Source organism: Microcystis sp. M090S1 (assembly GCF_020246295.1).
In the GTDB taxonomy this organism is placed as follows: domain Bacteria; phylum Cyanobacteriota; class Cyanobacteriia; order Cyanobacteriales; family Microcystaceae; genus Microcystis; species Microcystis aeruginosa.
In genome coordinates this window covers 1-15,926 of sequence record NZ_JADBTF010000350.1, presented here as the reverse complement: position 1 = coordinate 15,926, position 15,926 = coordinate 1, and the positions used below count along the sequence as shown (strand labels likewise).

Below are 15,926 nucleotides of genomic sequence, written 5' to 3'. Positions count from 1 at the left end.
TTTCGATCCAGAGCGAACTAATCAATTAAATCTCTTGCCAGATAAAGATTTAGTCGATTTATGCCACCCTATCGAACCATACCAAGTAACGAAGAACCGATATGTCTAGGTTTTGCACGATCAATCAAGGGACCAGTATCTTTAACCAAAAAGTAAATTATGGAGGATTTCTAAACGCCGGTCATCTTCACGAACAATAGCACCATAATAATTTTTTTTATTCTCTAGCCAGAGTAATTCAAACTCGATCGCTTTTGGCAAAGCTAAACTAAAATTATCCAAAGCTTGGGGACAATCAAAGATAACTTTGCGCGTCTCGAAGCGGTCAAAATGTCCTTGGCAGAACATTTTGAAAAACGGTAAAGAATCTAGTGACACCCCACCCCCAATGGCAACAGTCAAACCGGCAGCCTTAGCTTTTTTTGCCAAAGGTAAAGCCATATCTAAAACTTGCTCGCTATTCACATCCCGTCGAGTTAATCCCAAAGAACAGGCTAAATCCATGCGTCCGATGACGATACCATGGAGAGATTTTATCTCTGGAATCGCCAACATTTCCTGAAAATTCTCACAGGCAGTAATAGTTTCGATATTAACTAATAATTCCACATCTTCCACCCCTTGATCAGCTAAAACCCTCCTAGCTGCCCGCAGATATTTTTGTAAAGCATAGGCTGTTTCTACCATGGGAGCAATCAAGCGATCAACTCCTAAATTAACCGCATCAAAGATATCTCTGACCGCTTCGCAACCAGCAATTTTCAGATTAAAATTCACCCCCGCTTTCAGACTAATTTCTTTCAATCGCATCGCTTCCGTCAATCGGGTTCCTTCCGTCTCGAATTCCGCTTTTACCCCTGAAACATGGTGATCTTCCCTGAGTTCTCTTAACAGTTGCACCATTTTTTTTTCTAAGGAATTCATGTTTTTAATCGTTTAAAATTGGTAACTGCTAGATGAGCCTTGTTGATTATAGCCCATCTGCGAAAAGCCGATGGCTGAGGACTAAGTAGGTGTTAAAAATTGTCAGATGCCCTCTTATTCAGGAGGGATTAAGGGGGTGCCGATCCCCCCTTATCAAGGGGGGCAGGGGGGATCGAACCCAAAATCTATCTTCAATTTAATTAAAACCAGCTACTTAGGAAACCATAAAAATACCCTAAACAAGAGGACAAAAGCGACAAAATACTGGCATAATGAACAAGGCCGTCTGATTTTTTTCTGGCCACATCCTTTCTATACTACATTCGTAATATAAGTAATTCTCTAGTTAGACTATGCGAACTCACTACTGTGGCGACCTTAGCGCGATCAAAATTGAAAAAAGTGTCACCCTCTTCGGTTGGGTCGATCGTCGTCGCGATCACGGTGGCGTTATTTTTATCGATCTACGGGATCGCAGTGGTATTGTCCAGATCGTCAGTGATCCCCAACGAACCCCCGCTTCCTATCCCATTGCTGAAACCGTCAGAAACGAGTATGTCCTCAAGGTGACGGGAACAGTCAGTCAAAGGCCTACCGAATCCCTTAACCCGCGCATTGCCACCGGAGAAATCGAAATTTACGCCACTAGCATCGAGATTCTCAACGGGGTTACTAAACAACTGCCTTTTGTCGTCTCTAGTTCCGAAAGCGAATCGGTACGGGAAGATGTGCGCTTGCGATACCGCTATCTAGACCTACGCCGGGAGCGTATGAGTCAGAATTTACAACTACGTCACCAAGTTGTCAAGGAAATGCGCCGTTTTCTCGAAGATGAACAGCATTTTATCGAAGTGGAAACGCCAATTTTAACTCGATCGACTCCCGAAGGGGCGCGGGATTATCTAGTTCCTTCCCGTGTCAACCCTGGCCAATGGTACGCTTTACCCCAATCACCGCAACTATTTAAGCAATTATTAATGGTGTCGGGAATGGATCGCTACTATCAAATCGCCCGCTGTTTCCGGGATGAAGATCTGCGCGCTGATCGTCAACCGGAATTTACTCAGTTGGACATGGAGATGAGTTTTCTCTCTTTACCTGAGATTTTAGCCCTGAATGAGGCTTTAATCGCTCATATCTTCAAAAAAGTCAAAAATATCGATATAAGCCTGCCCCTGCCCCGTTTAACCTATTCTGAGGCTATGGATCGCTATGGGATCGATCGCCCCGATACCCGTTTTGGCTTGGAATTGGTCAATGTGGCGGAGATTTTTGCCGATTCGGGATTTAAGGTGTTTTCAGGTGCGATCGCTAGTGGTGGGACGGTGAAAGTTTTACCGATTCCCAACGGTAACGAGGCGATTTCTAACGTCAGAATCAAACCGGGTGGGGATTTATTCAAAGAAGCCACCGATGCGGGTGCGAAGGGAATCGCCTACATCCGCGTGCGCGAAGACTACGATTTTGATACCATTGGTGCGATTAAAGATAACCTGACAGAGGCACAAAAACAGGCTTTAATCGAGAAGACTGGCGCAAAACCGGGGCATCTGCTCTTATTTGGGGCGGGAGATACCGATACAGTCAATAAATCCCTATCCCGCCTACGCTTAGTTTTAGGGGAACAATTGGGATTAATTGATCCTGAGAAAATCAACCTCCTCTGGGTGACGGATTTCCCGATGTTTGAATACAACACCGAGGAAAAACGCCTGGAAGCATTGCATCACCCTTTTACTGCCCCTAATCCCGAAGATTTAGACGATCTAGCCCAGGCTCGCGCCCTAGCCTACGATATGATTTTTAATGGTATTGAAATCGGTGGCGGCAGTTTGCGGATCTATCAACGGGAAGTACAGGAAAAAGTCTTCGCCACCATCGGTCTATCCCCAGAGGAAGCCTATAATAAATTCGGCTTTTTGTTAGAAGCTTTTGAATACGGAACCCCTCCCCACGGTGGCATCGCCTACGGTTTAGATCGCTTGGTGATGTTGTTAGCGGGGGAAGAATCAATTCGCGATGTGATTGCTTTCCCGAAAACCCAGCAAGCTAGTTGTTTACTCACTTCTGCACCTTCGACAGTGGCAGCGAAGCAATTAAAGGAATTATCCGTTGCTTCTACCTACAAACCGCCATCCTAAGATTAGGGTGGGCATTGCCCACCTAATTTTTAAAAGTCTGCTGACACCATGCTCTTAAATTCTTTTCTGCCCTCACTTCATCCTCTTTAGCAGTGGCTAAAAATTCCTAGAGTTTAGTTTTGGGAACTAGGGGAAAAGTGCAGGGTAAGCGCATCTTAACAATCCTTGACAATTGTTAAGCAAAAATCGACCAAATGGGTCGAGTTCGCTCCTACAAAATCGACCCGCCTAAGGGCGGGAAAGAAAAGAAAAAAGAAAAAATAGGGAATGAGGGTAAAAGGGGAAAAAGGCAAAAGGGTTAGAGAGTTCTCCCGAATACGCAGACTACCCGAAAACCGTAATTGTTGATGCGGTTGACGCGGCGGAAGTAGTAGTCGTAGCGAATCGCGGAACGGCAGTAATTAGGATTGTAGCCCCAGGAACCGCCCCGCAGAGGAGAACGATTATCATTACCATTTTCTATCCAGACACTGCCATCCGTCGGCGCACCGTCATAGTTATCGTGCCAAGTATCGGCGCACCACTCCCGGACATTGCCGTGCATATCGTACAGTCCAAAGGCGTTTGGGGGAAATTGTCCCACGGGAGTTGTTTCGTTTCGATATTCTCCGTTCGGTTCATCGGCGTAGGTATTACTGGCATTGTAGTTAGCCAATTCCCCCGTAATGGTTTCCCCAAAGTAAAACGGGGTGGTGGTTCCAGCACGACAAGCGTATTCCCATTCCGCTTCACTCGGTAGTCGGTATTCCCGAACCGTTAGTTTTGATAATCTCGCACAGAACTCGATCGCATCGTACCAGTTGACTTGTTCCACGGGTCTATCCCAGTGCGTGGGCGATCCCCCCCTAGCCCCCCCTTCAAAAGGGGGGGAATCGGAAGCCCCCCTTTTTAAGGGGGGTTTGGGGGGATCTTTAAAATAGGCTGGGTTGAAATCAAGGTCTTGTTTAACTTTTAAATCCGTGCGAGAGGCGATCGCTTTCCACTGGGCCTGGGTGATGGGGTATTTACCCATAAAGAAGGGTGGGACAGTTACTTCATGTTGTGGTCTTTCCCTTCTAAATCCTTCCCAATTAAATTTTTTAACCAGTCTTTCGATTTCCTCATCTTCTGTTCCCATCAGGAAAGTTCCCCCCGGAATGGCGACCATTTCTAAGGTGATGCCTTTGCCCAGATCTTCCCTGAAATATTGGGACTGTTTCGACTCTTTTTTGATTTGCTCACCCTTCGCATTTACTCCCACCACCTCAAAGTTAAATACTGATAACAGTTGTTTTGGCTCTTCCGGTTCAAGCTTGAACTGATAGCCAATTGCTCTTTCTAGTTGCTCAAATCCGTCTTCTTCCCAATAATCAAGCCGGTGAATATCTCGCAGATTCAAGCTAACTTCTGCAAGTCGCAGATCAGGAATTTCGCATTCTTCTAACCTCATGGGAATAAAAAAAATTGTCCCCGGTAGCATCTCTCCCAAGGTATCAAGTGCAATCCTCAACTCCCGTTGGATGTATCCCTGTTTAGCCGATTTCGCTGACAGACAGGCGATAAAAATCTGACTAGCTTTAATCGCTTTCGGAATTTCATCTCGCCAAATTTGACCCGGAATCAGGTCTTTTTTATCCAACCAAGGTTTATATCCCGCTTGCTTAAGGCGGTCATACAGTGCCAAAACTGCTGGTTTATCCTCATTAGCGTGAGCTAGGAAAATTTGGATATCTGACTTTTTCATAACTTTTTCTTATGACCACAAGTAGGGGAGAGCCAGATTAACTGGCATAAAATCTCTAAATAAACCATTTAATTGATTATTACTCATTCTTAATTCTCCTGTCTCCTGTCTCGGAGTCTCCTGACTACTGCCTACTGAATCCTCACCAACCACGACAATTTGGGATTTTCACAGCAAGTCCACTTTCTCACTTTCCCCACCCGTGACCTTTTTCCGTTAGATTATAAATGGATACAAAACTTAACATTTTATCCAGAATCTACCGAGAGGGCAGACCGTGCGGCCAGATACCCTAGAAAATAACCAGCATTCAGCCGATAATTCGCTAGTTCCCGAAGAAATCGCATTTAATCCCGAAATTGAGCCAGAGGAACCCGAATACTCACCAAAACCGACAAAAACCAACTCGTGGCTATCGGGAGGAAGGGGTTTATTTATCGGTGTGGGATTGGGGGTTTTATTGACCCTAGGGGCGACTCGTTTCGCTAATCGACCCCAAACAGCCCAAAACCCCAATACTCAGGCCGTAGCGGCAAAAAATGAAGCACCAGCACAAACAGTAACCACCACTAGGGTAGAATTTACTCCCGTGGCCCGCACCCTGAAAGCGACTGGAAGCGTGGCAGCCGATGAATTAATCCCGATTCTTTCCCAAGCGACGGGACTACAAATCAAAGAAATCTTTGTGGATGAGGGGGATAGGGTCAGCCAAGGTCAAATTTTGGCTCGTCTCGATGATACCGTCCTACAAGCGCAATTAACCCAAGCACAGGCAAATGTCGCCCAATCCCGGGCGCGTTTGGCAGAATTGCAAGCGGGTAGCCGTAAAGAGGAGATCGCTGGAGCTAAACAAACTATTCAACGCATAAAAGCCGAAATTAGTCAAGCTCAATCGGATTGGGATTTGGCCAAAAAACGCGTCCAGAGAAACCAAAGTTTAGAAGCGGAAGGAGCGATCGCCCGGGATCGTCTCGATGAAGTCCTCAATGAAGAAAGAAAGCAAGCGGCGATCGTACAACAGACCCAATCTCGTTTAGGAGAAGCAGAGCAGCAACTGGCACAATTGCAAGCTGGCAATCGTCCCGAGGTGATCGCCCAAGCTACAGCCCAATTAGCTGAAGCTCAAAGCCGTTTAGCCATTGTTAAAGCCCAATTAAACGAGACGCGCCTGATTTCCCCGGTCAGTGGCAAAATTGCCGAAAGAAATGGCCGCATCGGGGATACCACCAACGGTCAAAATGCTCTCTTTAAAATCATCGAAAATGGGCGTTTAGAGCTAAGATTGCGGGTTCCTGAGAATCAATTGCCCTTAATCCGCGTCGGAGCACCCGTTACTATCACTTCCGATGCTAATACCAGTTTAAAATTATCGGGACAGGTGCGCGAAATTAATCCCATCGTCGATGAGGCATCCCGTCAAGCAACGGTTAAAGTCGATTTAACCGACAATACAGGGTTAAAACCGGGGATGTTTTTACGAGGTGCGATCGTAACGAATACTAGCAATAGTTTAACCGTCCCCATGACCGCGGTTTTACCCCAAAAAGATAATCAAGCTCTAGTTTATTTAGTTCAACATGATAACACCGTTACCGCCAAAACTGTGCAATTAGGTCAAATTATGCCGAATAATCGCGTGGAAATTCTCACCGGTTTACAAGCGGGCGATCGCATTGTGGTCAAAGGGGCAGCCTATCTCGGTGATGGCGACAAAATTACAGCAATCAGCGATCAGTAATCAGTTATCAGTAATCAGTGATTAGTAATCAGTAAACAGTAATCAGTGATCAGTGATCGGTAGCGGGGCAAACGGATGGAGAGTAAAGTTTATGATAAAGCTTATAAATTTGCCCTTAGGATTGTTCAAGGCTATAAATATTTGTGTGAGACTAAACAAGAATATGTTTTGTCAAAACAGCTATTAAGGAGTGGCACTTCAATCGGGGCTATCATGCCGAGGCTAATGGAGCTATTTCTCAAGCTGATTTTCGAGCTAAAATGTCAATAGCTTATAAGGAATGTCTAGAAACAAAGTATTGGCTGTCTCTATTGAAAGACACGAATTACATAGAGGAAAGAGCCTTTCAAAGTATCAATGATGATGCGGAGGAAATTGGTAAAATGCTTTGGGCTATTCTAAAAACCTGCCAAGAAAATACCAAAAACCAAAAACCAAAAACTGATAACTGATAACCGGTAACTGAAAACTCACATCTGGTAACTGATAACTTACCCACTGATAACTGATAACTGATAACTGATAACTGAAATTATGGCTTTTAATATTTCTAATTGGTCTATCAAAAATCCCATTCCGACGATCCTGATCTCCCTGGTTATGGCCTTAATGGGATACATTGCCTTTCTAGGATTAGGGATCGATCGCTCTCCTAATATTGACATTCCGGCCGTGATTATCACCGTTAATCAACCCGGCGCCGGTCCTGAGGAATTGGAAACCCAAGTCACCAAAAAAGTCGAGGATGCGGTGGCTGCTTTGGGTAATATCGATCAAATTACTTCTACCGTTAACGAAGGCAGCAGCACCACCACCGTTAACTTTATCCTTGGCACTAACAGCGATCGCGCTACCAATGATGTGCGTAATGCCATAGCGCAAATTCGGCAGGATTTACCCCAAGATACTAATGATCCAATTGTCCAACGTTTAGAATTTGCCGGGGGTGCGGTGATGAACTATACCATCTCCTCCCCGAAAAGATCGATCGCCGAATTAAGTGATCTAGTCGATCGTCAAATTGGCCGCGCTTTAACGGGAGTGCCGGGGGTAGCACGAGTTGATCGCATTGGGGGAGTCGATCGAGAAGTGCGTGTAGATTTAGATCCCGGTCGTCTGATCGCCTACGGTATCACGGCCACGGCGGTTAATGACCAAATTCGTAGTTTTAATATTAATTTACCCGGAGGGCGATCGGAAATCGGTGGCAGTGAACAAACTGTCCGCACCCTCGGCAGCGCTGAAACGATCGAAGATTTAAGAAATTATCAAATCTCTTTACCTAACGGTGATACAGTCCCCTTAAGCAATTTAGGGACAGTTAGTGATAGTTCCAGCGATCCCCGACAAATGGCCCTCTTAGATGGGCAGCCAGTGGTGGGTTTTTCGATTTTACGGGGGACTGGCAGCACCTTGGTCACGGTAGAAACAGCAGTACGTCAAGAAATCGAGAATTTAAAGAAAAAACTGCCCGAAGATATTAAATTTCAATTAATTTTTACCCGTGCCGACTCAATTCGTGCTAGTTACGAAAGCCTTCTGAGCGATCTGATCATCGGTTGCATCATGACGGTGATCACGGTGGGTCTATTTTTAGGCAATTGGCGCGCCACGATTATCACGGGTTTGGCCCTGCCTTTGTCGATTTTCCCGACTTTTTGGGTGATGCAGTCCCTAAATTATACCCTTAACGGCATGACCCTGCTGGCGTTAGCTTTAGCTTTGGGTAATCTTGTCGATGATGCGGTGTGTATGGTGGAGGACATCGATCAACATTTAGCTATGGGTAAAAAACCCTTGCAAGCGGCTTTTGATGCCTCAAAAGAGATTGGATTAGCCGTTTTAGCCAGTGCGGCGGCAATTATAGCGGTATTCCTGCCGGTTGCTTTTATGGGCGGTGTGCCGGGCCAATTCTTTCAACCTTTCGGCGTTACGGTGGCGGTTTCTACCCTATTTTCCAGTTTGATCGCTGTCACCGTCACCCCGATGTTAAGTGCCTATATTCTACAGCCGAAAAAGCTCAAAACCGGTGATAATAATCCCTCCTCGCGCCCCCGTTTTCGTCCCTACAAAAGTTTGTTAACTTGGGCTTTACGTCATCGAATCCTGACTTTATTAGCGGCTTTGGCCTTTTTTATCGGTAGTTTACAGTTAGTTCCCTTGATTCCGAAAGGATTATTTAGTTCCGGGGATACCGGATTAAGTACAATAAGCCTAGAATTGCCTCCCGGTGCGACTTTGAATGATACTGTTGCCGTGGCTAATCAGGTGAATAGTTTACTGCAAAAAAATCCCGCCGTCGCTAATGTTTTGGCTATTCCGGGAGATTCGGGACGGGTAAATACCGGGTTAATATATGTTAATTTAGTTCCTAAGGAACAGCGATCGCTAACTCAACGGCAATTTGAGGAACAAACCCGCCGGGATTTCCAGAAGATACCGGGTGCTAGAGTTAGTTTTCGGGCGCAGGGTGGAGCAGGAAGCACTAAAGATGTAGCTATAGTCCTGAAAAGTGAAAATGGCGATATTTTAACCCAAACTGCCCAAAAATTAGAGCGAGAAATGCGGGCTTTACCCGGTTTTGTCGAGGTAAGTTCGGGGGTAAGTTTAGTTAAACCGGAGCTCATTATTCAACCGGATCCCGTCCGGGCTGCCGATCAGGGAGTCTCGGTCAGAGCGATCGCTCGTACTGCATCTTTGGCTTTAATCGGCGATAATGAGTTTAATTTAGCTAAATTTAACCTTGCTGACCGACAAATTCCCATCCGGGTTAAAATTGCCAACGATGGTCGCAGTGAGATAGAAACTCTGCAAAATTTGCGCGTTCCTAGCAGTAATGGGACGTTAGTACCGCTTAACTCGGTGGCGACAATTAGCTTAGGTAGTGGACCTGCGGAAATTCAACGCTTTAACCGTCAACGTCAGGTTAATATTGGAGCTAATTTAGAGGGAGTTTCTTTGGGAAGTGCGGTGACACAAATTCGCGCTTTACCAACTATGAAAAACTTACCCCCAGAGGTGACAGAAGAACCCTTTGGTGATGCTCGTATTATGCGCGATATCTTTGCTCGTTTTTTGGGGGCGTTAAGTTTAGCAATTATTTGTATCTATGGGATTCTGGTCTTATTGTATAACAATTTTCTCTATCCCTTAGCGATTTTAACTTCCCTTCCTTTATCGATTGGTGGTACTTTAATCGCTCTTTTAATTACCCAAAAAGAGTTAGGTTTATACGCTTTAATTGGCATAGTTTTACTGATGGGATTAGTCACCAAAAATGCGATTCTGTTAGTTGATTTTGCCCTGAGTGGCATTGAGTCAGGGAAACCGCAATTTAAGGCGATGATTGATTCGGGAGTCTCTCGTTTACGACCAATTATTATGACCTCCGTTTCCACAATTGCCGGGATGTTACCGATTGCTTTAGCTTTGGGTGCAGACGGTGAAATTCGCGCACCGATGGCGATTGCTGTTATTGGTGGTTTTACCACTTCCACCCTATTAACCTTGGTGGTTGTACCAGTAATCTTTACTTATATCGATAGTTTTTACTATTGGTTGCGGGGATTATTTGTTAAACAAAAACCCAAGTCGATTTAGTAGTAAAATATCTCTCTGAAAGCTTGAGAAAAAACCCAGAGAAACTGACCCATGAATCCCTTGACAGTCACACATCAAACTCTATCCCTTCCCCCCATGGGCTGCGGTACTTGGGCCTGGGGAAATCGTCTTCTCTGGGGTTACGATGAGAGTATGGATAGCCAGTTACAAGCGGTTTTTAATCTCTGCGTCCAGTGGGGTGTCACCCTATTTGATACGGGAGACTCCTACGGGACAGGCAAACTCAACGGACAGAGTGAGAAGCTATTAGGACGCTTTACAGGGGAATATAGCGGTTATAACGCTGATAATATCCGTATTGCCACCAAACTCGCCCCTTATCCTTGGCGTTTAACCCGTCATGCCATGGTGAAAGCTTGTCAAGCTTCGGCAACCAGATTGGGTCGCCCGGTGGATTTAGTGCAAATGCACTGGTCAACGGGCAATTATGCGCCATGGCAGGAGGGAGGATTATTAGACGGATTGGGGGATTGTCTGGAAAAGGGGTTAGTTAAAGGAGTCGGTTTATCCAATTTTGGACCGAAAAGATTGAAGTCTGCCTATCAAAAGTTTGCCAGTCGCGGCATTCCTATTACCAGTTTACAGGTACAGTATTCTCTCCTTTCTACCTATCCTCTCACTGACTTAGGATTAAAGGAACTATGTGATCAATTGGGCATTAAAATTATTGCCTATAGTCCCTTAGCTTTGGGGTTATTAACGGGGAAATATCGAGATAATAAAAACTTACCCCCAGGATTACGTCGCTTCCTTTTTGGTCAATTAATTCCTGCTATTTCGCCTCTGATAAGTTGCCTAGAAGTTATCGCCCAAGCTAAAAATAAAACTATTAGCCAAGTTGCTTTAAATTGGTGTATCTGTAAGGGAACAATTCCTATCCCCGGAGCCAAAAATGTTCGGCAAGCTGAGGATAATTTAGGGGCTTTAGGATGGAGTTTAGACAGTGGAGAAATAGCAGAATTAGATAAAATTGCCGCAGGTTTAGATAAAAAAATGGTACAAAATATCTTTCAAACTAAGTAGGGTCTGCTGAATAAATATAAAAACCTTGAAAGTGCCAGCGATTGGAGTGATTGGGGGGAAAATTCCGGGACTTTTTCCCTGAAAATTAGGTAATTGACCACCTGAAAATGGGTAAAACCCCACACCCCACACCCTGCCACCAGGAAAAACTTTTTCAGCAAACCCTAATTATTATCTTGAGAGACCAATTTTAAGCTAGGACGGGGTTGGATTGTTCCCCCGTAAGCGACGGCAGTATGAAGAGATAGGACAAGATGAGGAGATATGCCCAGGGAAATTCGATAAATTTCCCCAGCTTTATCCATTAATTGCTGTTGAACTGGCTCTTTCGGCAAATTTTGCCGCCAAGCTAGGGGAATCCCCTCGATACCGTTGTACAATCCCGCCCAAATTCCCGCTAAAGTGGTGGTTAATTGCCGTTGATAGGGACTAGAATTAGCACGACGCACGCTAACGGCGAAATCCTCGCTCGTTTGCAGAAAGGTATAGAGAGAAGCTGCGATCGCAATTCCTAAAGGTGAGATATCTTTCGCCCAAGCCGATAAAATGGACTCTAAGGGATGATTTTGCCCTAAAGCTGACTGAATCTGCTCTAATAGCTTATTCTTGGGGTTAATAGTTAGCAATTGCCCTATTAACTGATTTAAAGGCCTTTTTCCCTCTAATAACAGACCTACAGCCTCTCCCCAAATTATCGCTTCTTGTCGGGTTAACTCGGAAATTAAGCCCTTTTTTAGCCAAAAATTTAATCTAGCTTGCCAACGTTCCCCATGGTCAGGCCAGGTTAAAATCTCCGGCAACAGCACAAATAATAACGCCGATTCCGACTGCTGCTTGGCTGCGATCGCAAGGGAAAAATCCTCCTGAGATTGCAGAGCTTGCAAAAGCAGGATCGTCCTCGGTGTCGCCTCATAGTTAAAGGCTGGTATTAGGGGCTGATTATGCAAGGATTCCCCAATATATGCCCCGATTAACCCTCCCTGAAGGCGATCAAGGGGTGAAAAAACCTTTTGCATAAATTAGCTCAATTTGCCCGGTAGGTGACTTCCTCGACTTTGCCCGGTTGCCCCAGTTGTTTAGCATGGGCATTATTAACGGCAACGTAAACCCCGCCGGCATTACCCGCCCTCACGGTTAATTCTCGGTTTGCTTGCCAAGTGCGATGGCTTCCCTGGGGCAGCACACCCTCAAATTCTGTCTTGCCATCCACCACCACCCGCAGCCAGCAGTCATCCTCCAGTTTTACCCCCACCACCAGCTGCTGATTATTGCTGGTTTTGTTGGCTACCGGTTGAAGGGGATTGCTTTTCGGTTGGACAATTTGCTGTTGTGGCAAGGAAGGCGGCGGTAGGCGATTCGATTGCAGTACCGATTTTTGCAGGACGTGGGATAGGGTTTGTACGGAACCAATAACTAGGATTAAATAGAGAAAATAGAGATGAATCGGGCGAATTTGAAGACTCGGCAGCGATAAAGACGGTTTTGTTCCCCTAAAAAAGTTATTGACCTTGGTGGGAAAACGTCGGCTAATCGTCTCACCATCCAGGGACAGACTATCGGCAAATTGTTTGATTAACCAACGAATATAAATCGGTTCGGGCAATGCCTCCAAATCCCCCGCTTCCAACGCTTCTAGGCGATGGCGCGGGATTAAGGTTTTCTGGGCAATTTCCTCGAGAGAAAGGGACTGTTCTAGGCGATTTTTTTGCAAATAAACGCCGATTTCCAGTAATTTGGTTCGCTGTTTATGCTGGGGATCAAGTTGTGATTGGAGAAGGCGAAACATATCGCTATTAGGGGCTGACTTTCAGCTTAGTTAATCTGGTTCTTTAAATATTTCAGTTCATCAAGGGTTAAAAAACGGTAATCACCCAAGGGTAAGGGGGAATTATTACCAGAGTTTAATTGAATACGACCGATAGCACTGCGATGAAGTTTCAGGACGTGATAACCTAATTCTTCGGCTACAGAGCGAATCTGCCGATTTCTTCCCTCCACTAAAATAACTTCTAGTAGGGTTTTTTGGTCGGTTTGCTTGAGTATCTCAACCTGTGCGGGTAAGGTTTTTTTTCCCTCTAAGAGGATACCTTCTCGCCAACGCTGGAGAGCAAGTCTATCAATCGCACCATCTAGCCAAACCCGATAGGTTTTGGGCAAATGATAACGGGGATGGGTGAGGGTGAGGGTGAGTTGACCGTCGTTGGTGAGGAGTAAAGCCCCAGTGGTGTTGATGTCCAACCTGCCTACGGGATGTAACCCCGTCTCGCTGGCGAGGGAGTCGGGCAAAAGGTCAATTACCGTCGGCCGGTTTTGTGGATCCCTACAGGTAGAAACCACACCAATGGGTTTGTTGACCAGTATATACAATCTTTTGGGACGATTGGCCGGTTCAATTTTTTTTCCGTCTATTTCTAGGTGATCTTTTTCGGGGTCGGCTTTTTCTCCTAACTGCACGATTTTGCCATTCCGTCTCACCCGGCCGGCTACGATCATCTCCTCCGCCCTTCTTCGGGAGGCAATTCCCCACTGGGCAAGGATTTTCTGGACTCTCTCCGCCATTTTTTCTTAGTTTTTAACCCTTTCTCTCTCCTATTATAGGCATCCTAAAAGGGTTTTTTTCGCCCAAAAAGTGAAGAAAAACCGAATATCTCCGGCTGCCTCTTTGATTTTTTTTCTTTGAAAACTTCTCAAAAAAAAGAGGAGTAATCCCTTGACTTGGGCGGCGGCTTCGGTTATACTTTTCTTATAATGGGAATCCGTGCATTTTTTAGTGAACTCCACCACTCCATTATATATAAAGTCTTATAAAAATATTATGGCAAAAAGCCGTGAAAAAAGCAAGCAAAATTTTGCCGACAATTGTTAAAAAAGTCGGGCTAGTTTTCCTTACAGGATGATATGACTTTAAACCGGTTATTTCTCGGTTATCCAAACGGTAAACTTTGATTGAGGATGAATTGGGGACGTAAGCGACGGAGTTTGCCTCTCTTTGTTATAATTCAAAGACTAGGCTATAATAACTCTTCATAAACACCGATAATTTTAGTCAAAGATGTAAAAAAAATGAATATTCAACTCGTGGAATCTCTAGTTAAGGCAATTAAATCCTTGTCCCTAGAAGAACAAGAATTGTTAGGAAAAAAACTCAAAGATCACCCCTCTTGGGAAATTGCATTAGAACGAATTGACGCAACTCGAAAAGCCATTTATGAACGTCGTCAGGGAAAACCATTTAAAACCGATGTTACTGAAATTATTCATCAAATGAGAGAAGAAAGAGATCGGCAATTGATGGAAGAAATTGTGAGTGAATAGAGAAAATAATGACTAATACATTTATCTGTGTTGATTCTAGTTTTATAGTTCGTTTAACAACGGTTGAACCTTCTGTAACAATGTACAGTCAACTCTGGCAAAAATGGATGACCGAGGAAAATTTAGTGATTGCACCAACTTTATTATGTTACGAAGTCACTAACGTATTTTATCGTCTGAAAAAAGCTGGTCAAATTTTGGAGACGGAAGCGCAAACCCTCCTTACAGAAGTCTTAGATTTACCTATTCAGTTTCATGGAGATCATTACCTCCATTACCAAGCAATAGAAATTTCGCAAACCTTGAATCTTCCTGCTACTTATGATGCCCATTATCTAGTATTAGCTCAACGATTTCAAGCAAATTTATACCCTAGCGATAAACGCTTATTTAACAGCGTTAAATCTGCTCTAAGTTGGGTTCATTTGGTTGAAGTGTAGATTTTTATTTCTCTCTCAATAGCTTTAGTTTTATTTAACCTGACTAGGCAGTATGCTTAGAAAAGCACAAAAGTCGAGCTAGTTTTGCTTACGGGGGGATATGACTTTAAACGGGTTATTTCTCGGTTATCCAAGCGGTTGAGAGAAGAAAGAGATCGGCAATTGATGGAAGAAATTGTGATAGAGAAAATCATGACTAATACATTTATCTGTGTTGATTTTAGTTTTATAAATTCTTGTAGGGTGCGTGTTTGCGGCGATAATCTCTGACAAAAAAACAAATTAATAATCTGCCGTAACGCAACAACTTAATTATTAAATGGGTGCGTTAGCCAAAGCGTAACGCACCCTACGATTGATGTTTCTGTTTGTGGATAAATTGACAAAAGTTGCTCAAAATATAGCCTTAACAAGATAAATCGGCCTATTCCTAGGTAAGCTGAGTTGAGGATAAGCCGAAACCCTAATTTTACCCTAGCTGGTTAGCTCTATTCTTTCGTGGAAGTCATGGCCAAATCTCCTTAGTCCGAACTAACTTAGCTGACAATTAATTCTTTGTACCAATGCCATCACACAAATGCCTATCCTCCTCCCTGACATCAGAATTAGGATTGTGCAAATAAACCCGCACCCAATCGCAACTACGCCTCATTAAAGCATCTAAATCCGATAAATCCCAGTCTGTTTCTACATTCCAGAGTTTGATAGTCTTGTCCCAACTACCGCTCACCAAAGTCTTGCCGTCGGGACTAAAATTAACGCTTCTGACACGGTCTTTATGCCCATGGAGGGTGTGGATTTCTTCGCCTGTCTCTACATTCCAGAGTTTGATAGTGTTGTCATCACTACCGCTCACCAACGTCTTGCCGTCGTGACTAAAATTAACGCTCCAGACAGGGCCATCATGCCCCTTGAGGGTGCGGATTTCTTGGCCTGTTGACCGATTCCAGAGTTTGATAGTGTTGTCCCAACTACCGCTTACCAAAGTCTTGCCGTCATGA

12 protein-coding genes and 1 pseudogene are annotated in these 15,926 nt (G+C 44.5%); 7 read left to right on the top strand and 6 right to left on the bottom strand.

What is annotated here, in order from left to right; all coding sequences use genetic code 11:
• Nucleotides 1-141: 141 nt before the first annotated feature.
• Nucleotides 142-924: an aldolase/citrate lyase family protein gene (locus tag IM477_RS15695; RefSeq protein ID WP_287732484.1), complete on the bottom strand. Its 783-nt coding sequence runs from the start codon at nucleotides 922-924 to the stop codon at nucleotides 142-144.
• A 353-nt stretch (nucleotides 925-1,277) separates the two neighbouring features.
• Between IM477_RS15695 and aspS the strand changes: the two genes are divergently transcribed.
• Nucleotides 1,278-3,065 (top strand): aspartate--tRNA ligase, encoded by a 1,788-nt coding sequence (gene aspS, locus IM477_RS15690; RefSeq protein WP_287732483.1) that lies wholly within the window; start codon nucleotides 1,278-1,280, stop codon nucleotides 3,063-3,065.
• A 298-nt stretch (nucleotides 3,066-3,363) separates the two neighbouring features.
• Here aspS and IM477_RS15685 read toward each other — a convergent pair whose 3' ends face one another.
• Nucleotides 3,364-4,788, bottom strand: a complete 1,425-nt coding sequence (locus tag IM477_RS15685) for an SUMF1/EgtB/PvdO family nonheme iron enzyme (protein WP_287732482.1) — start codon at nucleotides 4,786-4,788, stop codon at nucleotides 3,364-3,366.
• Between the two features lie 277 nt (nucleotides 4,789-5,065).
• Here IM477_RS15685 and IM477_RS15680 point away from each other — a divergent pair, with 277 nt between their 5' ends.
• The 4 genes and pseudogenes from IM477_RS15680 to IM477_RS15665 all read left to right on the top strand — a co-directional run bounded on the left by IM477_RS15680 (nucleotide 5,066) and on the right by IM477_RS15665 (nucleotide 11,170).
• Nucleotides 5,066-6,526: an efflux RND transporter periplasmic adaptor subunit gene (locus IM477_RS15680; RefSeq protein WP_287732480.1), complete on the top strand. Its 1,461-nt coding sequence runs from the start codon at nucleotides 5,066-5,068 to the stop codon at nucleotides 6,524-6,526.
• 75 nt (nucleotides 6,527-6,601) lie between these two features.
• Nucleotides 6,602-6,978, top strand: a pseudogene (locus tag IM477_RS15675) (four helix bundle protein).
• An 82-nt stretch (nucleotides 6,979-7,060) separates the two neighbouring features.
• Nucleotides 7,061-10,126: an efflux RND transporter permease subunit gene (locus tag IM477_RS15670; protein WP_287732478.1), complete on the top strand. Its 3,066-nt coding sequence runs from the start codon at nucleotides 7,061-7,063 to the stop codon at nucleotides 10,124-10,126.
• 51 nt (nucleotides 10,127-10,177) lie between these two features.
• Nucleotides 10,178-11,170, top strand: a complete 993-nt coding sequence (locus tag IM477_RS15665) for an aldo/keto reductase (RefSeq protein ID WP_287732475.1) — start codon at nucleotides 10,178-10,180, stop codon at nucleotides 11,168-11,170.
• Between the two features lie 164 nt (nucleotides 11,171-11,334).
• Here IM477_RS15665 and IM477_RS15660 read toward each other — a convergent pair whose 3' ends face one another.
• The 3 genes from IM477_RS15660 to IM477_RS15650 are packed head-to-tail and all read right to left on the bottom strand — an operon-like array spanning nucleotide 11,335 to nucleotide 13,729.
• Nucleotides 11,335-12,186, bottom strand: coding sequence for an ADP-ribosylglycohydrolase family protein (locus IM477_RS15660; protein ID WP_287732473.1), 852 nt, complete (start codon nucleotides 12,184-12,186; stop codon nucleotides 11,335-11,337).
• An 8-nt stretch (nucleotides 12,187-12,194) separates the two neighbouring features.
• Nucleotides 12,195-12,956 (bottom strand): helix-turn-helix domain-containing protein, encoded by a 762-nt coding sequence (locus IM477_RS15655; protein ID WP_061431837.1) that lies wholly within the window; start codon nucleotides 12,954-12,956, stop codon nucleotides 12,195-12,197.
• 26 nt (nucleotides 12,957-12,982) lie between these two features.
• Nucleotides 12,983-13,729 carry a pseudouridine synthase gene (locus IM477_RS15650; protein ID WP_012266544.1) on the bottom strand — a complete coding sequence of 249 codons (747 nt, stop codon included), beginning with the start codon at nucleotides 13,727-13,729 and terminating at the stop codon, nucleotides 12,983-12,985.
• Nucleotides 13,730-14,233: 504 nt separating this feature from the next.
• On the opposite strand from IM477_RS15650, the gene IM477_RS15645 reads away from it, so the two are divergent.
• Together IM477_RS15645 and IM477_RS15640 are read left to right on the top strand one after the other, a co-directional pair.
• Nucleotides 14,234-14,485, top strand: coding sequence for a hypothetical protein (locus IM477_RS15645; protein ID WP_002796964.1), 252 nt, complete (start codon nucleotides 14,234-14,236; stop codon nucleotides 14,483-14,485).
• 8 nt (nucleotides 14,486-14,493) lie between these two features.
• Nucleotides 14,494-14,925, top strand: coding sequence for a type II toxin-antitoxin system VapC family toxin (locus IM477_RS15640; protein WP_190722878.1), 432 nt, complete (start codon nucleotides 14,494-14,496; stop codon nucleotides 14,923-14,925).
• 547 nt (nucleotides 14,926-15,472) lie between these two features.
• Here IM477_RS15640 and IM477_RS15635 read toward each other — a convergent pair.
• The coding region (locus IM477_RS15635) for a WD40 repeat domain-containing protein (protein WP_502866544.1) at nucleotides 15,473-15,926 on the bottom strand (454 nt) is incomplete at its 5' end.